Origin of the sequence: Micromonospora palomenae, assembly GCF_007829925.1 — a bacterium.
GTDB lineage: Bacteria > Actinomycetota > Actinomycetes > Mycobacteriales > Micromonosporaceae > Micromonospora > Micromonospora purpureochromogenes.
Genome location: NZ_VIXA01000001.1, coordinates 2,431,655 through 2,449,647 on the forward strand (window position 1 = coordinate 2,431,655; position 17,993 = coordinate 2,449,647).

Annotated in this window: 8 protein-coding genes and 1 pseudogene; 1 reads left to right on the top strand and 8 read right to left on the bottom strand. The window is 74.8% G+C overall.

Annotated features, from left to right (window positions below; genetic code table 11):
* The 5 genes and pseudogenes from FHX75_RS31210 to FHX75_RS10880 all read right to left on the bottom strand — a co-directional run.
* Positions 1 to 9,477: pseudogene (locus FHX75_RS31210) on the bottom strand (SDR family NAD(P)-dependent oxidoreductase); the annotation flags it as partial.
* Positions 9,478 to 9,566: 89 nt separating this feature from the next.
* On the bottom strand, positions 9,567 to 10,976 hold the full coding sequence (locus FHX75_RS31215; protein ID WP_154938586.1) for an NAD(P)/FAD-dependent oxidoreductase: 1,410 nt from the start codon (positions 10,974 to 10,976) through the stop codon (positions 9,567 to 9,569).
* The gene (locus FHX75_RS10870; protein ID WP_154938589.1) at positions 10,973 to 12,166 is read right to left on the bottom strand and encodes a DUF993 family protein; all 1,194 of its coding nucleotides are present in this window, start codon (positions 12,164 to 12,166) and stop codon (positions 10,973 to 10,975) included. Before FHX75_RS10870 ends, FHX75_RS31215 begins: the two co-directional genes overlap by 4 nt.
* 133 nt (positions 12,167 to 12,299) lie before the next feature.
* Entirely contained in the window at positions 12,300 to 12,551 is a 252-nt protein-coding gene (locus FHX75_RS10875) for a ferredoxin (RefSeq protein WP_238450351.1), read from the bottom strand.
* Complete coding sequence (locus FHX75_RS10880) at positions 12,548 to 13,759, bottom strand: cytochrome P450 (protein WP_211364383.1); 1,212 nt, start codon at positions 13,757 to 13,759, stop codon at positions 12,548 to 12,550. Before FHX75_RS10880 ends, FHX75_RS10875 begins: the two co-directional genes overlap by 4 nt.
* A gap of 305 nt (positions 13,760 to 14,064) precedes the next feature.
* On the opposite strand from FHX75_RS10880, the gene FHX75_RS10885 reads away from it, so the two are divergent.
* Positions 14,065 to 14,847: a TetR/AcrR family transcriptional regulator gene (locus tag FHX75_RS10885; protein ID WP_211364384.1), complete on the top strand. Its 783-nt coding sequence runs from the start codon at positions 14,065 to 14,067 to the stop codon at positions 14,845 to 14,847.
* Positions 14,848 to 15,093: 246 nt separating this feature from the next.
* Here FHX75_RS10885 and FHX75_RS10890 read toward each other — a convergent pair whose 3' ends face one another.
* The 3 genes from FHX75_RS10890 to FHX75_RS10900 form a co-directional block, all read right to left on the bottom strand.
* A complete protein-coding gene (locus tag FHX75_RS10890; protein ID WP_154938595.1) occupies positions 15,094 to 15,867 on the bottom strand; it encodes a thioesterase II family protein in 774 nt (257 codons plus the stop codon).
* A gap of 106 nt (positions 15,868 to 15,973) precedes the next feature.
* Positions 15,974 to 17,257: an LLM class flavin-dependent oxidoreductase gene (locus tag FHX75_RS10895; protein WP_154938597.1), complete on the bottom strand. Its 1,284-nt coding sequence runs from the start codon at positions 17,255 to 17,257 to the stop codon at positions 15,974 to 15,976.
* 126 nt (positions 17,258 to 17,383) lie between these two features.
* A complete protein-coding gene (locus FHX75_RS10900) occupies positions 17,384 to 17,974 on the bottom strand; it encodes a flavin reductase family protein (RefSeq protein ID WP_154938599.1) in 591 nt (196 codons plus the stop codon).
* Positions 17,975 to 17,993: the final 19 nt, after the last annotated feature.

Consider the following 17,993-nt stretch of genomic DNA (forward strand, 5'->3'; position numbering starts at 1 on the left):
TCAGCCCATCCCCAGGTTGTCCAGCACCGCGAACAGTTCGTCGTCGGTCGCCGTGGCCAGGTCGTCGTCCGTGCCGTCCGGCCCGGCCGGGTCGTGCCGGGTCCGCCATTCGCGCAGCACCGCCTCCAGCCGGGCGGTGACCCGGGCCGGGTCGCCGTCGGTGGGGCCGGCGAGCACCGCCGCGAGCCGGTCCAGTTCGGTCAGCACCGGGTCGTCCCCGGCGACGTCCCGCGCGCCCAGCTCGGCGGCGAGGTGGGCGGCCAGCTCACGGGAGGTCGGGTAGTCGAAGACCAGCGTCGGCGAGAGCCACCGCCCGCACGCCTCGCTGAGCGTCCTGCGCAGCTCCACCGCGGCCAGCGAGTCGAAGCCGAGGTCCTGGAAGGCCCGGTCCGGCTCGACCGAACGCCAGTCGGGGTGGCCGAGGACGGCGGCGACGTGGGTGCGGACCAGCTCCAGCAGGAAGCGGTCGCGCTGGTCGTCGGAAAGCCCGGCGAGCCGCTGCGCCAGGTCGGGACCGGTCGGCGCGACGCGGCGGGCCGGTACCCGGACCACCTGGCGCAGCAGCGCCGGCAGCGCGTCGCCGGTGGCGCGCAGCGCGGCGACGTCGAGGCGGACCGGGACCAGGGCGGGGGTGGCCTGCCCGAGCGCCCGGTCGACCAGGGCCAGCCCCTCGGCGACGCCGAGCGGGTGCAGGCCCATCCGGTCCAGCCAGGGCGGACCGGCCTCCCACGCGCCGAAGGCGAGGGCGGTGGCCGGCAGCTCGCGGGCGGCCCGGTGGGCGGCGAGCGCGTCGAGGAAGGTGGCCGCCGCCGCGGTGGCCGGCCGGCCGGCGCCGAACATCAGCCCGGCGGCCGAGGAGACCAGCACGAACGCCGCGAGGGGCTGGTCGGCGGTCAGCTCGTGCAGGTGCCAGGCCGGGTCGACGGTGGCGCGCAGGGCGGCGGCGAACGCCCCCGGCGCGGTGGTGGCGAGCAGGCTCTCCTCGCGTACGGCGGGGGCGTGCACGACGGCGGTGAGCGGGTGCTCCTCGGGGATCGAGTCGAGCAGTGCGGCCACCGCATCCCGGTCGGTCAGGTCGCACGCGGCGACGGTGACGTCGGCGCCGAGCTCGGCCAGCTCGGCGAGGAGGTCCTTGTCGGCGTCCTCGGCGGGGTCGACGGCGAGCAGCAGGTGGTCGATCCGATGCTCGGCGACCAGGTGCCGGGCGATGGCCGCGCCGGGTCCGCCGGTCCCGCCGGTGACCAGCACCGTGCCGTCGGTGTCCCAGCGCGGCGGCGCGCCGGCCCCGGCGGCGGCGCGGGTCAGGCGGGGCAGCAGGGCGCGGCCGTCGCGGACGGCCAGCTCCGGTTCGTCGTACGCGAGCAGCGCCGGCAGGGCCACCCAGGAGGGTCCGCTGCCGTCGGTGTCGACGAGTACCAGCCGCCCCGGCTGCTCGGACTGGGCGGCGCGGACCAGCCCCCACACCGGCGCGAGCAGCGGGTCGGCGGGCAGCTCCCCCGCCCCGACCGCGCCCTGGGTGAGCAGCACCAGCCGGGTCCGGGGCAGCCGGCTCTGGGCCAACCAGTCCCGCAGCGTGCCGAGCAGGTCGGTGAGCAGGGCGCGGACCGCCTCCGGTGCCTGCCCGGCGGGGGTGGCCGGGGCGTGCAGCACGTACGCCGGTTCCGGCGCCCCGGCGTCCACGGCGGCGAGCAGCGCGGCCAGGTCGGGGTGCGCGGGCGCGTCGGGGGCCACCCCGAACCGGTCCTCACCGAGCACCGCCCAGGTGGCCGGCGCGACGTCGGGGGCGGCCTCGGGCGCGGGCACCCAGTCGAGGCGAAGCAGGCTCTCGTCGCCGGCGCCGGTGACGGCGGCCAGTTCGGCGGGGCCGACCAGCCGGCTCTCCAGGTGCCCGACGGTGAGCACCGGGCGGCCGTCGGCGTCGGTGGCGGTCAGCGTGACCCCGCCGCCGACCGGCACCAGGTGTACGCGCAGCGTCGCCGGGGCGACGGCGTGGCGGGTGACGTCCCGCCAGACCGACGGCTGGACCGGTCCGGCGGCGTCGTCGAGGCGGTACGGGTGCAGGGCCGCGTCGAGCAGCGCGGGATGCGTCTCGTGGCCGTCGGCGGTGACCCCCTCGGGCAGGCTCACCTCGGCGAACAGCTCCGTGCCCCGTCGCCACACCGCCCGCAGGCCCTGGAAGGTCGGGCCGTACCCGTAGCCGTGGCGCAGCAGGCCGCGGTGGACGTCCTCGACGTCCGCGCGGACCGCGCCCGGGGGTGGCCAGGCGGCCGGCGGCGGGGTCGGGGTGGGTCCGCCGGGGGCGAGCACGCCGGTGGCGTGCCGGGTCCACGGCAGCTCCTCGTCGGCGCCGCGGGTGTGCACCCCGACCGGCCGCGCGCCGTGGTCGTCGGGCGGCCCGACCACCACGCGTACGGTGACCGCCTCGTCGGTGAGGACGAGCGGGGTCTCGGCGGTCAGCTCGACCAGCCGGTCGCAGCCGACCTGCGCCCCGGCGTGCAGGGCGAGGTCGAGCAGGCCGGTGCCGGGGAAGACGACGCGGCCGTGCAGGTCGTGGTCGGCCAGCCACGGCTGCCCCGGCAGCGAGATCCTGCCCGTGAGCACCAGCAGGTCGTCGTCGGGGACGCTCACCTTGGCGCCGAGCAGCGGATGGCCGGTGGCGACCTGCCCGAAGCCGGAGAGGTCGGCGGTGGAGGGCGCGGCGAGCCAGTACCGCTGCCGCTGGAAGGGGTACGTGGGCAGGTCGACGGTGCGGGTCGTCTGCGGGAGCAGTGCGGTCCAGTCGACGGTGGTGCCGGTGACGTGCAGCCTGGCCAGGGCGGTCAGGGCCTGCCGCTGTTCGTCGTGTCCCCGCCGCAGGCTGGGCACCACGACGGTGTCGGTCATGATTCCCTCGATGAGCGGGGTGAGCGCGGCGTCCGGGCCTAGTTCGAGGAACGTCGTGGCTCCCGCCTGGTGCAGGGCGGTGATTCCGTCGACGAAGCGGACCGCCTCACGGACGTGGCGGACCCAGTAGTCCGGGTCGGTCAGCTCGGTCGTGGCGATGGCGCCGGTCAGGTTGGACACGACCGGGAGCTGCGGCTCGGCGTAGGTCAGCTCCGATGCGACGGCCCGGAACTCGTCGAGCATCGGGTCCATCAGCCCGCTGTGGAAGGCGTGACTGACCCGCAGGCGGGTGGTCTTGCGACCCAGCTTGGTGAAGTGCTCGGCGACCGCGAGCACGGCGGCTTCGGGGCCGGAGATGACCACGGACCGGGGGCCGTTGACGGCCGCGACGTCCACAGCAGCATCTGCCGCCGGGATGCCGAGACCCACGCCGTGGGCCGCGACCCTGCCGTTGGTCGCGACCGCACCGGTGCCGTAGTCGGTGTCGGTGCCGTTGGCGGCGACCGTGCCATCGCCACCGCCGCTGGCTGCGGCCGAGCCGGCGCCGGTGCCGACGGAGGCTGAGTCGTTTGCGTCATCAGGTCGGTAGGACGCGACAGAGGCATCCGGTCCCGCCAGCGCCGCCCGTACCTCCTCCTCCGACGCCTGCACCGCCACCATCGCGCCGCCCTCGGGCAGCGCCTGCATCAACCGACCCCGCGCCGCCACCAGACGCGCCGCATCCGACAGCGACAACACCCCAGCGACGTGCGCGGCAGCCAACTCACCGATCGAGTGCCCCGCCACGAAGTCCGGCCGCACACCCCACGACTCCACCAGCCGGAACAACGCCACCTCGACCGCGAACAACCCCGCCTGCGCGTAACCCGTCCGCCGGCTCAGCTCCTCATCGTCACCCCAGACCACCTCACGCAACGGCCGGTCCAGGTGCGCGTCCAGCTCCGCCACCACCGCGTCGAAGGCAGCGGCGAAGACCGGGAACACCGCGTGCAGCTCACGACCCATGCCCAGGCGCTGCGCGCCCTGACCGGTGAACAACACCGCCAACCGACCGCCCCGGGGCGTGCCGGTCACCGTGTTCGGCACGGTCTCGCCGGCGACCAGGGCGGCCAGGCCGGCGGACAGTTCCACCGGGTCCGCGCCCAGCACCACGGCCCGGTGAGGATGCAGCGCCCGGCCGGTCGCCAGGGTGCGAGCCGCCGCAGCCGCGTCCGCCGGGTCCATCGGGCCGGCGACCTCCGCCAGCCGACCGGCGAGGGCCCGCAGCGCCGGTACCGACCTCGCGGACACCAGCCACGGCAGCACGCCGGTCACCCCGGAGTCCGCGCCGGTGCCGTCCCCGCCAGAGCCGGACGCTTCGGAGACCGACGCGCCAGAGCCGGACGCTTCGGAGACGGACGCGCCAGAGCCGGACGCGTCGGAGAGGGCGACGTCGGAGCGGGACGTGCCGGAGCCGAGAGCGCCAGCGCCGGCCGCGCCGGTCGACGCGTCGTCCGGGGCCTGCTCGATGATGACGTGCGCGTTGGTGCCGCTGATGCCGAACGACGACACCCCGGCCCGGCGGGGGCGGCCGTCGACCGGCCACTCGCGCGCCTCGGTCAGCAGCTCCACCGCGCCGGTCGACCAGTCCACCTGCGGGGAGGACTCCTCGGCGTGCAGGGTGCGGGGCAGCACCCCGTGCCGCATCGCCAGGACCATCTTGATCACGCCGGCGACACCGGCGGCGGCCTGGGTGTGCCCCAGGTTCGACTTGATCGACCCCAACCACAGCGGACGGTCGGCGGGCCGGTCCTGGCCGTAGGTGGCCAGCAGCGCCTGCGCCTCGATCGGGTCACCGAGGGTCGTACCCGTGCCGTGGGCCTCGACCACGTCCACCTCGGCGGCCGGCACACCGGCCGACGCCAGGGCGGCCCGGATCACCCGCTGCTGGGACGGGCCGTTCGGGGCGGTCAGCCCGTTCGACGCGCCGTCCTGATTCACCGCCGAGCCCCGCACCACTGCCAGGACCGGGTGCCCGTTGCGGCGGGCGTCGGAGAGCCGTTCGACCAGGAGCAGGCCGACGCCCTCGGAGAAGCCGGTGCCGTCGGCGCCCGCGCCGAAGGAGCGGCACCGGCCGTCCGGGGAGAGCCCGCGCTGCCGGCTGAACTCCAGGATCACCTCCGGGGTGGCCATCACGGTCGCCCCACCCGCCAGGGCCAGCGAGCACTCCCCGGCGCGCAGCGCGCGGACCGCCCAGTGCAGCGCCACCAGCGACGACGAGCAGGCAGTGTCGACGGTGACCGCCGGCCCCTCCAGCCCGAGCGCGTACGCGACCCGACCGGAGGCGATGGAGCCGGTGGCGGTGCTGCCGGCGTAGTCGTGGTACATCAGGCCGGCGAAGACGCCGGTGTCGCTGCCGCGCAGCGTGGCCGGGTCGATGCCGGCGCGTTCCAGGGTCTCCCAGGCGCACTCCAGCAGCAGCCGCTGCTGCGGGTCCATCGCCACGGCCTCGTTCGGGCTGATCCCGAAGAAGTCGGCGTCGAACTCCCCCGCGTCGGCCAGGAACCCGCCCGACCGGGTGTACGTACGCCCGGCCAGTCCCGGCTCCGGGTGGTACAGGCCGTCGGTGTCCCAGCCCCGGTCGGTGGGGAACCCGGAGATGGCATCCACCCCGTCGGCGACCAGCCGCCACAGCTGCTCCGGCGAGCCGACCCCACCGGGAAAGCGGCAGCCCATCGCGACGATCGCGATCGGCTCGTCGGCGACCGCCGGGGCCGCCGTCACCGGGCTGGTCGGGTAAGCCGCGCCGAGCAACGTCGTGGCGAGGTGGGCGGCGACCGCCGAGACGGTCGGGTGGTCGAAGACCAGGGTGGCGGGCAGCCGCAGGCCGGTCGCCGCGTTGAGCCGGTTGCGCAGCTCCACCGCGGTGAGCGAGTCGAAGCCGAGTTCCTTGAGGGCGCGGCCGGCGTCCACGGCGTCCGGGGTGGCGTGGCCGAGGACCCCGGCGACCTCGGCGCGGACTAGGTCCAGCAGGGTGCGGCGGCGGTCCTCCTCGGGCAGCCGCCGCAGCCGGTCGGCCAGCGAAGCGGCGCCGGCGCCCCGATGGGCCTGGCGGCGGGGCACCCGGACCAGGTCGCGCAGCACGGCCGGCAGCGCACCGGAGGTGGCCTGGGCGCGCAGGCCGGCCCGGTCCAGCCGGAGCAGCACCGGCGCGGTGACGTCGCCCGCCAGCGCGGCGTCGAGCAGGGCCAGGCCGTCGGCCTCGGAGAGGGCGTCGAAGCCCTGCTGGCGCAGCCGGCGCAGCGCCGTCTCGTCGAGGTGGCCGGTCATCCCGGTGCCGCCGGCCCAGAGCCCCCAGCCCAGGGAGTGGGCGGGCAGGCCGCGGCCGCGGCGGTGCGCGGCGAGGGCGTCCAGGAAGAGGTTCGCGGCGGCGTAGTTGGCCTGCCCGGCCGGGGCGAGTACCCCGGCGGCGGAGGAGAAGAGGCAGAACAGCGCCAGGTCGGCGTCGCGGGTCAGCTCGTGCAGGTGCCAGGCGGCGTCGACCTTCGGCGCCAGCACGACGTCCATCCGCTCGGGCGTCAGCGACTGCACGAGGCCGTCGTCGAGCACCCCGGCGGCGTGCACCACCCCGGTCAGCGGGTGCGCGGGGTCCACGGCGTCGAGCAGGGCGCGCAGCGCCACCGGATCGGCGGCGTCGCAGGCGGCGACGGTGACCCGCGCGCCGAGGTCGGTCAGCTCGGCGCGCAGCGCGTCGACGCCGGGGGCGTCCGGGCCGCGGCGGCTGGTCAGCAGCAGGTGCCGCACGCCGTGGACGGCGGCCAGGTGGCGGGCCACCAGGGCGCCGAGGCCGCCGGTACCGCCGGTGACCAGGACGGTGCCGTCGGGCGCCAGCGCCAGCGCGGCGTCGCCCTTCGCGGGGGCGCGCACCAGCCGGGGTACGGCCGCCGCGCCGGCCCGCAGCGTCACCTCGGGCTCGCCGAGGCGCAGCACGGCCGGCAGCGCCGCCAGGGAGGCGGGATCGTCGTCGGCGTCGACCAGCAGGAAGCGCCCCGGGTGCTCGGCCGCGGCGGCCCGGAGCACACCCCGAACCGGCGCGGTGCGCAGGTCGTCGTCGGCGTCGGGCAGGAGTGCCACCAGGGTCGCGCCGGCCAGCCGCTCGTCGGCCAGCCACTCCTGGACGACCCGCAACGCCAGACGGGCCGCCGCGTGCGCGCCGTCGACCACGTCGCCGTCGCCGGCGGTGACGGGCCAGAGCGCCACCTCGGGTACGGCGGCACCGGCGTCCAGGTCGGCCCGGAGCGCGGCCAGGTCGGGGTGGTTGGTGGCGGGCGCGCCGATGGGCGGGTCCGCGCCGAGCACCGCCCAGCCGTCGAACGAGCCGACGCCCGTCGCCAGATCGACCGGTCGGCGGTCCAGGCGCAGCGGCTCCACGGCCGGAGCACCGCCGGCGGCGGCCAGTTGCTCCGCGGCGACCGGGCGGGCCACCAGCGCGCCGACCGAGATCACCGGTGCGCCGGCCGGGTCGACCGCCTCGATGGTGGCCCGGTCCGGCCCGAGGCGCCGCACCCGTACCCGCAGCGCGGTGGCCCCGACTGCGTGCAGGGTGACGTCGGTCCAGGCGAACGGCAGCAGGGTGTCCCCGCCCGCGTCCTCGATCACGCCGGCGTGCAGGCAGGCGTCGAGCAGCGCCGGATGCACCCCGAACCGGTCGGCGTCCGGCTGGGCCGCCTCCGGCAGGGTCACCTCGGCGAAGAGGTCGTCGCCGTGCCGCCAGAGCCCGGTCAGGCCCTGGAACGCCGGACCGTAGCCGTAGCCCCGCCCGGTCAGCCGGGCGTACCCGTCGCGGATGTCGACGGCGGTCGCGTCGCGCGGCGGCCAGTCGGCCGGTCCGGCGGCGGGGGCCGGCGCGGCGGGTGCCAGCAGCCCCTCGGCGTGCCGGGTCCACGGCCGGTCCCCGTCCTCGGGGCGGGAGTGGACGCTGACCGGGCGCGCGCCGTCGGCGGCGGGGGCGCCGACGACCACCTGGAGCGCGACGGCGCCGCGCTCGGGCAGCACCAGCGGCGCGCCGAGGGTCAGCTCCGCCACTCCTGGCAGGTCGACCTGCTCGCCGGCGTGCAGTGCCAGCTCCACCAGGGCGGCGCCGGGGAGCACCGGCCGGCCGTGGACCTCGTGGTCGGCGAGCCAGGGGTGCCGGGTCACGGAGAGCCGGCCGGTGAGCAGCAGCCCGTCGCCGTCGGCGGGCCGGACCAGCCCGGTCAGCAGCGGGTGGCCCGGGGCGCCCTCGCCGGCGCCGGTGGTGCGCCCGGTCGGGTTCTTCCAGTAGCGCCGCCGCTGGAAGGCGTAGGTGGGCAGGTCGACGACCCGGCCGCCGGCGAGGAAACCGGCCCAGTCCACCGGCGCGCCTTGCACGTACGCCTCGGCGAGCGAGGTGGCGAAGCGACGCAGCCCGCCGTCCTCGCGGCGCAGCGACCCGATCGGTACGGCGGTGACGCCGGCCGCCTCGGCGGTCTCCTGCACGGCGGAGGTGAGCACCGGGTGGGCGCTGGACTCCACGAACACGCGGTGCCCGTCGGCGAGCAGCGCCCGGACGGCCTCCGTGAAGCGGACCGTCTGGCGCAGGTTGCGGTACCAGTAGTCGGCGGTCACCGTGGCGGTGTCCAGCGGGCCCCCGGTGACGGTGGAGTAGAAGGCCACCCCGGCGGTACGCGGGCTGACCGGGGCGAGCGCCTCGATCAGCTTCTCCCGGATGCCCTCGACGTAGTGCGAGTGCGAGGCGTAGTCGACGGCGATCCGGCGGACCTGCACGCCGTCGGCGGTCAGCTCGGCGTGGAACTCGTCGAGGGCGGCGACCTCGCCGCAGACCACCATGGACGACGGGCCGTTGACGACGGCGAGCTGGAGTCGGCCGGCCCACCGCTCCAGCCGGGCCTCGACGGCGTCGCGGGGCAGCAGCACGGACATCATCCCGCCGAGGCCGGCGAGTTCCGCGCCGATGAGCCGGCTGCGCAGGGCGACGACGCGGGCGCCGTCGTCCAGGGTGAGCGCGCCGGCGACGCAGGCGGCGGCGATCTCGCCCTGGGAATGGCCGACCACCGCGGCGGGCCGTACCCCGTGTTCCTGCCAGAGGTGGGCCAGCGACACCATCACCGCCCAGAGCATCGGCTGCACCACGTCGACGGAGTCCCAGAGCGGGGAGTCGGGGTCGCGCAGCACGTCCAGCAGCCGCCACTCGACGTACGGCTCGAGCGCGGTGGCGCACTCGGTGAGCCGGGCGGCGAAGGCCGGCGCCTCGTCGAGCAGCGCCCGGGCCATCCCGGGCCACTGGGAGCCCTGGCCGGGGAAGACGAAGACCGCCCGGGCGTCGGGCAGGACCGTGCCGGTCACCACGCCGGGGGCGTCGGCGGCGTCGGCCAGTGCGCGTACCCCGGTCAGCAGCTCGGCGCGGTCCGCGCCGAGCACCACGGCGCGGTGGCCGAGCCGGGCCCGGGTGGTCAGCAGCGAGTGGCCGACGTCCGCCGCCCGCGGGTCGGCGGCCTTTTCCAGGTACGCCGACAGGCGGGCCGCCTGCCCGCGCAGCGCGTCGGCGCCGCGCCCGGAGAGCACCCAGGGCAGCACCGCGCCGTCCCGCGACGGCTTCTCCTGGTTCACCGGGTACCACCGCCTGTTCCGATCGCGAGGTGAGCCGTCTGCGGGTCGTGCATGGGTCAGGCCGGGCTGGCCGTGGACCGGGGCGCCGCGTCGACCTTGACGAGGTCGCCGAACTCGGGGAACTGCGCGATGGCCTGCTCGGCGGTCAGCGCCGGCGTACGGGGGCCGCGCAGCACCGCCCAGAGGAAGGCGGGCGTCATCATCCGGGTCATCGGCGCGCAGAGCGACGCCACGTTGAACACGGTGTTGATGACCATGCGGTTGCCGCAGCCGGTCCGGGCAACCCGGGCGGCCATCTTGTTGGCGAACGCGCCGCCGCGCAGCGGCACGTTGGCCCGCACGTGCGGCAACCCCTGGTCGGTGTTGACGGCGATCTGCCAGGCGCCCTGGTTGATCTTCGCGATCGCGGCCTGCACGTTGCGGGAGAAGCCGGGCCGCAGGCCTCGCACGTCCAGCTCGGTACGCAGCGCCAGCGCGCACTGCGCGGCGACTGACATGCCGGTGCCGTGCACCGGGTTCAGCGCCTGGGCGGCGTCGCCGATCACCAGGAAGCCCTCCGGCACGGGCAGCTTCTCGAAGCGCCGCCGCTGGTCCGGGATGCTCCGGTAGGCGCGGATCGGCCCGGCCGGGCGGGCCTGCGCGATCAGGTCGGCGATGATCGGGTGGTGCCGTTCCCGGGCGAACTGCGCGAAGCCCTCCTCGTCGGTGGGGGGCTCGCCGCCCCGGCTGCCGAAGAGGCTGAGGATCCAGCGGCCGTTCTCCATCGGCAGCAGCCCGGCGCCCTGGCCGGGGCGGCCGGTGCCCGCCTGCATCTGGATCATCACGCCGGGGAAGTCGTCGCGGGTGCCGGGCGGCGCGGTGAACCAGCGGCTGACGTAGACGATGCCGGCGTCCACCACGTCCTCACGGACCTGGGGCAGGCCCAGGTCGACCAGCCACTTCGGGGCGCTGGTGGCCCGGCCGGTGGCGTCGACCACCAGGTCGGCGTCGAGGGTGCGCTCCGCGCCACCCTGCTCGATCCGCACGCCGGTGACCCGGTCGGCGTCGCCGACCAGCCCGGTCACCCGGGTGCCCTCCCGGACGCCGATCCGCTCCTCGCGCAGCACCTGCTCGCGGACCACGTGGTCGAGCAGCTCCCGGCTGCACAGCAGCAGGTACGCGTCGGTGTCCAGCCGTTCCATCCAGCCCTCGGGACCGCGGGCCAGCGCCCCGGAGGGCAGCCCCCGGCGCTTGGCGCCGGCGGCGTACAGCCGGTCGGTGACGCCGGGCAGCAGCTGGTCGAGCGCCTCGACGCCGCCGCGCATGAGGATGTGGCTGTGGTGGCCCTGCGGCAGCCCCTTGCGCGGCTGCGGCTCGGTGGGGAGCTGGTCCCGTTCCACGACGGTGACCTCGTCGACGGCGCGGGCCAGCGCGGCGGCGGCGAGCATCCCGGCGAGGCCGCCGCCGAGGACGACGGCCCGGCTCACTGCTCGATCCCCGAGGTGGCGAGGAAGAGTTTCATCCGCCGCTCGGCGAGCTCCGGGTCCGGCAGCGCGCCGAGGCTGTCGGCCAGCCGGTACGCGGCGGCCAGGTGCGGCACCGAGCGGGCCGACTGCTCGCCCCAGACCATCCGGAAGTGGTCGTGGTGCCCGGCCAGCCAGCCCAGGAAGACCACTCCGGTCTTGAAGAAGAAGATGCTCCGGCCCTCGCCGCTGAACAGGTGCCGGTTCAGCGGCAGGGTCTCCTCCAGCAGCCCCCGGGCCCGGCTGTCGTCGCCGGCGTCGAGCGCCCGGAAGGCCTCGGCGGCGATCGGCACGACCGCGTCGATGACCGGGGTGAGCGGGTGGCTGTGCCCGGACCCGTCGCCGACGAACATCTCCGGGTACTCGGTGGTGTCGCTGGTGTAGAACTTCACGCCCTCGGGCAGCCGCTTGCGCCACTCGACCTGCCGGGCCAGCGACGCCGGGCCGATCTTGACGCCGTCGACCTTGTCGAGGTTGTCGCGGACGATGGCGATCAGCGCGTCGTACGCGTCGTCGGGCTCCTCGTAGCCGAAGTACTCCGAGTTGCGCGGGTCCCACTCCGAGGTGATCCAGTGCACGATCGCCGGCTGGCTCGACTGGCGCAGCAGGTTGCCGTACACGGTGGCGAAGTCCTCGGGGCCGCGGACGGCGACGTTCAGGTGCGGGCTGCACATGATCACCGGCTGCGCACCGGCCTCCTCGACCACGGCCAGCTGTTCCTCGTAGGCGGCCTGGACCTCGGCGAGGGTGACCGGGGCGAACGGCTCCAGCTGGTCGGTGAGGACGGCCGCGGCCATCCGGCCGCCGACCGCCTTCGCCTCGGCGCCGCAGCGGCGGATCAGCTCGGCGGCGCCGGGCCAGTCCAGCCCCATGCCGCGGTGGGCGGTGTCCATGCCCTCGCAGAGCGTGAAGCCGTACGACCAGAGGTGCCGGCGGAAGGCCAGGGTCGCCTCCCAGTCCAGCGACTGCGGCGGCGGCGACCCGCCGGGCGGGCCGAAGGGCTCGTTGTCGGCCAGCGGGTCACCCAGCACGTGCGCGGTGGCCAGCACGGAACGGGTCCGGAACGGGGAGGGGTCGGCGGGCTGCACCACGCGTGGCGCCTGGGTCGGGTGGTAGACGGTCAGGGTGCCGTCCGACTCCGGAAGCTTGATCATTTTTTTCTGCTCCGAACCGTCGTCTGGATCGAGTCGGCACAATTCAAGCGACTCACGGGAGTGCGGTTCCATAGCGGCGACCCCCTAATTCCGGGGCAACCCCTGAACGGCTTCCGCCGGCCCGACCGCGCCCCTAGGGGGCGGGCCGGACCGGCGGGCTGCCGGAATTGGTCCGATCGACCGAGATGGCGCCGACCGGACAGTTCAGCGCGGCCGTACGGGTCGCCGCGCGCAGCGCCGGTTCCGGCGATTCCACCAGGACGACCACGAGACCGTCGCGGTCGTCCTGGTCGAACACGGTGGGCGCGAAGTACACGCAGTTGCCGGAACCGACGCAGGTTTCCCGGTCGACCTCGACACGCATTGTCGGCGACCCGTCGCTCACCAGGTGACGGGCAGTTCGTGCAACCCGTACGCGTGCGCGTCGAACATGTACGACAGTTTGTCGACGTCGGCGGCCAGGCGCAGCTCCGGAATGCGCTCGAAGAGCGTACGGAAGACGGTTTCGAGCTGCATCCGGGCGAGGTTCGCGCCGGGGCACATGTGGTTGCCGTAACTGAAGGCCAGGTGCCCTTCGGCGTTGCGGTGGATGTCGAACCTATCCGGTTCCGGGAAACGCTCCGGGTCCCAGTTCGCCGCGCCGTTGAGCGCCAGCACGCCCTCGCCCTGGCGGATGGTGCCGCCGCTGACCTCGACGTCGTGGGTGGCCACCCGCACGGTGGCCGAGTCGAGGATGCTGAGGAAGCGCAGCAGCTCCTCGACCGCGCCCGGCCACAGCGACGGGTCCGCCTTGAGCTCGGCGAGCTGCTCCGGGTGCTCCAGCAGCACCACCGTGCCGAGGGAGACGACGTTGGCGGTGGTGTCGGAGCCGGCGATCACCAGCACCCGGGCGATGGCGACCAGGTCCTCGTGTTCGAGGGTGGGCTCGTCGGGCAGCCGGGCCGCGATCCGGCTGAGCAGGTCGTCGCCCGGGTTCTTGGTCTTCTCGGTGATCAGCTCGTCGAGGAACTCGTCCATCTCGGCGATCGCGCCGGCCACCGCCTCCTGCGTCGAGTCCCGGCCGGTGGTGGTCTCGGCGTAGCGGCGGAAATAGCCGATGTGCACCGGGTCGACGCCGAGCATCTCGCAGAACAGCAGCGCCGGCACGGGCAGCGCGAGCTCGGCCATCAGGTCCAGCGGGCCGCCCTTGGCCAGCATCTGGTCGATCTGCGTGTCGACGATCTGCTGCATCCGCGGGCGGAGCTTGTTGATCCGCGCGGCGGTGAATTCGGGGATCACCATTCGCCGGCGGACGGTGTGCTCCGGCGGGTCCATCGCCGGGAACGGGAAGGCGATGTACGGCAGCATCTCCTCCGGCACGTGGAACTGCGCCGGATAGGAAGGGTTACGCGCATTCGAACTCATCGACGGGTCACCCAGCACCTGGCGCACGTCCCGGTAGCGGGTCAGTGCCCAGACGGGTTTGCCGGTCATCCGGTTGGTCACCGGAGCGAGTGGATTCTCCTCACGCATCCGCTCGTATTCCTGCGGAACGGCGAGCGGGCACCGGCGCCGGTCCAGCGGAAAATCCGGGCGCTCGGTACCGGTGGTCACGGCATCGGCTGTTTCGGTCATCGCTGCGACGCCTCTCTCTTCAGGGGGCGGCGGGGAATCGATCGGATCGATTCAAGCAGCGCGCCGGCACGGCGGACAGGTTCCGCACCCCCTAAGGTCGGCGATGAGCCCCCTATGCCGGCACCACGGGACGGGGCGGAACGGTTACTGTCACGGCACCGACGGTCCGGTTTCCAATCCCGTGCAGACATCGTTCGGGCGGCGGCATACCCTGAACCGCAGCGACGGGCAGCGGCGAAGGGCGGATGACCGCGGCCGGGCGTCTCAGAGGGAAAGTGGAGTCGATGGGCGGAAGCATTGATCCGGGGCTGCCGGGATACATCGGGGACGCCTGGGGTTTGCGGGACCGACCGAACAAGGGTCCCAAGCGCGCGCTGAGCCTTCCGCGCATCGTCGACGCGGCGGTCGCCATCGCCGCGTCGGAGGGTCTGTCGGCGGTGTCGATGAGCCGGGTCGCGGCGGATCTCGGCGCCTCGACCATGTCGCTGTACCGCTACCTGTCGGCCAAGGACGAGCTGCTCCAGCTGATGATGGACGCGATCTACCAGACCCCGCCGTCCGGGCCCGACTCGCCGGACGAGGGCTGGCGCGCCGGGCTGGCCCGGTGGACCTGGGAGCAGCACGCGATCCTGCGCAAGCACACCTGGGCGCTGCACATCCCGACCCTCGGCCCGCCGGTCACCCCCAACCAGATCATCTGGCTGGAGCGGGGGCTGGAGTGCCTGGGCGGCACCGCGCTGGGCGAGGGCGAGAAGCTGTCGGTGATCATGCTGCTGAGCGGCTTCTGCCGCAACGACGCCACCGTCTCCGCCGACGTGCAGGCCTCGTTCATGGCCAAGGCCCCCGACGAGCTGGCCGCAATGTCCTCCTACGGCCAGCTGGTCCGCAAGCTCGCCGGGCCGGACCGCTTCCCGGCGTTCACCGCGGTGATCGACGCCGGCGTGCTGGACACCCCGGCCGGCCCGGACGACGAGTTCGTCTTCGGCCTGGAGCGCATCCTCGACGGGGTCGGCGCCCTGCTCGAGCAGCGCGCCGCGGCGAGGAACGCGGGCGGCGAAGGGCACTGACCCTCCGCCCGGACGGCCCGCCCCCGCCGACCGACGCGCACCCTGTTCCCGTCGCTGTGGACCTGATGTCGTGAACGACTCAGCCCACGCGCTGATCCGTCGCGGTGACCCGCGCCCTCCCGCCCGCCTGGGACCTCGGCTCGCGGGGTGGCGCCGCTGCCCGGCCGGCGCGGGTCGCGAGTCGTCCACGTCATCAGCTCGACAGCGCCCGCGCACGGCTGTTCCGCCGGCGGCGGCCCGAGCCGGTCAGGCGCGGGCGTGGCCGGCCACCACCCCGTCCGCGGCGTGCCGGCGGATCAGGGCCATGACCTGGGGGGCGTGCCGGTTGAGGTAGAAGTGCCCGCCGGAGAAGACGTGCAGCGCGAACGGGCCGGTGGTGTGCTCCCGCCAGCTCTCCGCGTCCGGCACGTCGACCTGCGGGTCGGCGTCGCCGGTCAGCGCGTACACCGGGCAGGTCAGCGGCGGACCCGGCTGGTAGCGGTAGGTCTCGGCGGCCTTGTAGTCGGCGCGCAGCGCCGGCAGGATCATGCGGACCAGCTCGGGGTCGGTGAGCATCTGGGCGTCGGTGCCCTCCAGCTTCAGCATCTCCCTGATCAGCGCGTCGTCGTCGCCCTCGTGCACCCAGGCGGGGCGGTGCCGCGACGGCGCCCGCCGGCCGGAGGCGAACAGCGCGGACACCTCGGTCCCGCGCGCCTGCAGCCGCCGGGCCACCTCGAACGCCACGGTCGCGCCCAGGCTGTGCCCGAACAGCGCCAGCGGCCGGTCGGCCCAGACGGCCACCTCGTCGACGAGGGCGTCGACCAGCCGGGGCACGTCCTCGAAGGCCGGCTCCGCGCGGCGGTCCTGGCGGCCCGGGTACTGCACGGCCAGGACGTCCAGGCTGGGGCTCAGCGCCTGGGACACCGGGTAGAAGTACGACGCGGAGCCACCGGCGTGGGCGAAGCAGACCAGCCGGGTGGGGGCGTCCGGGGCGGGGTGGAAGCGGCGGATCCAGGCGCCGTTGTCCGTGGGTACGGCCATCTCGTGCATCCTTCGCGTCGGTGCGCCGGCGCGGCCGGCGCGGGAGGAACGGCCCGGCCGCCGCCGGCCCGGCCGGGGGTCGACCCGGCCGGGGACACGGCGGTGGTCAGTCGTCGTCGTCGGCGTCGCCGTAGAGCGACATCTCCGGGGCGATGACGAAGTCGGAGACGTCCTTGGTGCGTCGCCTGACCCGGCCGAGGGCCGCCTTGACGGCGACGTCGAGCCGGTCCCGCTTGGCGGCCTCGCGGGCCTCCCGGCGGTCGACGAACTCCGGCATCACCTCGCGGGCGAACAGCTCCAGCGACTCCATGATGTGCTCGTGCTTGTTCTTGCCGATCTGCACCGAGAAGATGATCTGGTCGACACCGACCGCCTCGTACCGGCGGATGATGTCGGCGATCTGCGCCGGCGTGCCGATGCCCCGGCGCAACTGCCCGACCTGGTCCATCATGGCCTGCGACTCGGCCGACTGGAGGTCCTTCTCGTCCGGCACGATCGCGTCCCGGGTGAAACCCATGCTCTCCCGGGCGTCCTGGAAGCTCTGCCAGATGTCGGTCACGCCCGGCTGGTGCTGACCGGTGATGTAGTAGTGCATCAGGGCGTACGAGAAGAAGTAGGCGCCCTCCAGCCCGCGGTCGAGGGCGACCTCCTCGTCCTCGTGGCACATGAACGGCAGCACCATGGCGACGTTGGCGTTGACCGCCTGGCCGATCGGGACGCAGTCGTCCGACTCCAGCGTCCGGTAGTAGGCCTCGACCCACTCCTCGGCCTCCTCCGGGTTGACGAAGGAGAAGGCGAGCGCGCCCATGCCCTCGCGGGCCGCCTCCTGGATGCTCTCCCGCCGGGTGCAGGCCCGCCACAGCGGCGGGTGCGGCTTCTGCTTCGGCTTGGGGATGACGTTGCGGACGGGCACGTCGACCCACTTGCCCTTGTGGCCGGTGAACGGGGTCTCGGTCATCATCCGGATGACCACCTCGAGCGCCTCGTGCCACTGCTCCTGCTTGTCCGCCAGCTCGATGCCGAAGGCACCCACCTCCAGCTGGGAGCTGCCCTGGCCGGAGCCGAAGTCCACCCGGCCGCCGGAGATCAGGTCCAGCATGGCCAGGCGCTCGGCGATCCGCACCGGGTGGTTCACCGCCGGCGGCATGTGGATGATGCCGTGCGCGAGCCGGATGTTCTTGGTCCGGGCCGCGGCGGCGGCGAGGAAGACCTCCGGCGCCGAGGAGTGCGAGTACTCCTCGAAGAAGTGGTGTTCGGTGCCCCAGGCGTAGTCGAAGCCGAGCCGGTCGGCCAGCTCGATCTGCGCCAGCGCCTCCTGGAACAGGCGTTCCTCGCTGTCCTCGGCCCACGGCCGGGGAAGTTGGTGGTGATAGGTCAAGCCGAAGCGCATGCGTTCCTCCGCGTGACGAGAGCTGCCCGGTGGCCATGACGCTAGGGCCGCGGCCGCCGGATCCGGCCTGGCGGAGGCCGTAATCAGGGGGCCGGCGGGGCCCGTTCAGGGGTCGGGCGGCGCGGCCTAGGGGGTGCCCGGGACGGCGGGCGCGGTGCCGCCGGCGGCCAGCACCGACCCGGGTACGGCGGGGGCCGGCGGGACGGCCGGGGCGGGACGGCGGAACCCGGCGAGGAAGAACAGCAGCGGGTCGGCGTCGCCGTCGACCACCTCCAGGTCGCGTACCCGGCCGACGGCGATGACGTGGTCCCCGCCCGGGTACTCCGCCTCCACGGTGCACTCCACCCAGGCCAGTGAGCCGGGCAGCCGGGGTGACCCGGTCACCGGGCCGGGCGTCCAGTCCACCCCGGTGAACTTGTCGACGGCCCGGCTGGCGAAGGTCCGGCACAGCCCCTCCTGCTCGGCGGTCAGGATGTTCACCCCGAACGCGCCCCGGGCGCGGATCAGCGGCCAGGAGCGGGAGGTGCGGGACACCGAGAAGGAGACCAGCGGCGGATCGAGGGAGAGCGAGACGAACGACTGGCAGGTGAAGCCGACCGGCCGCACCCCGTCGCCGGCGGCGGTGATGATGGTGACCCCGGTGCAGAAGAGTCCGAGGACGTGCCGGAAGGCGCCGGGGTCGACCCGGCCCGCCGTGGTGCCCGTACGCGATGTCATCGCTCTCCCGCCCGTCAGC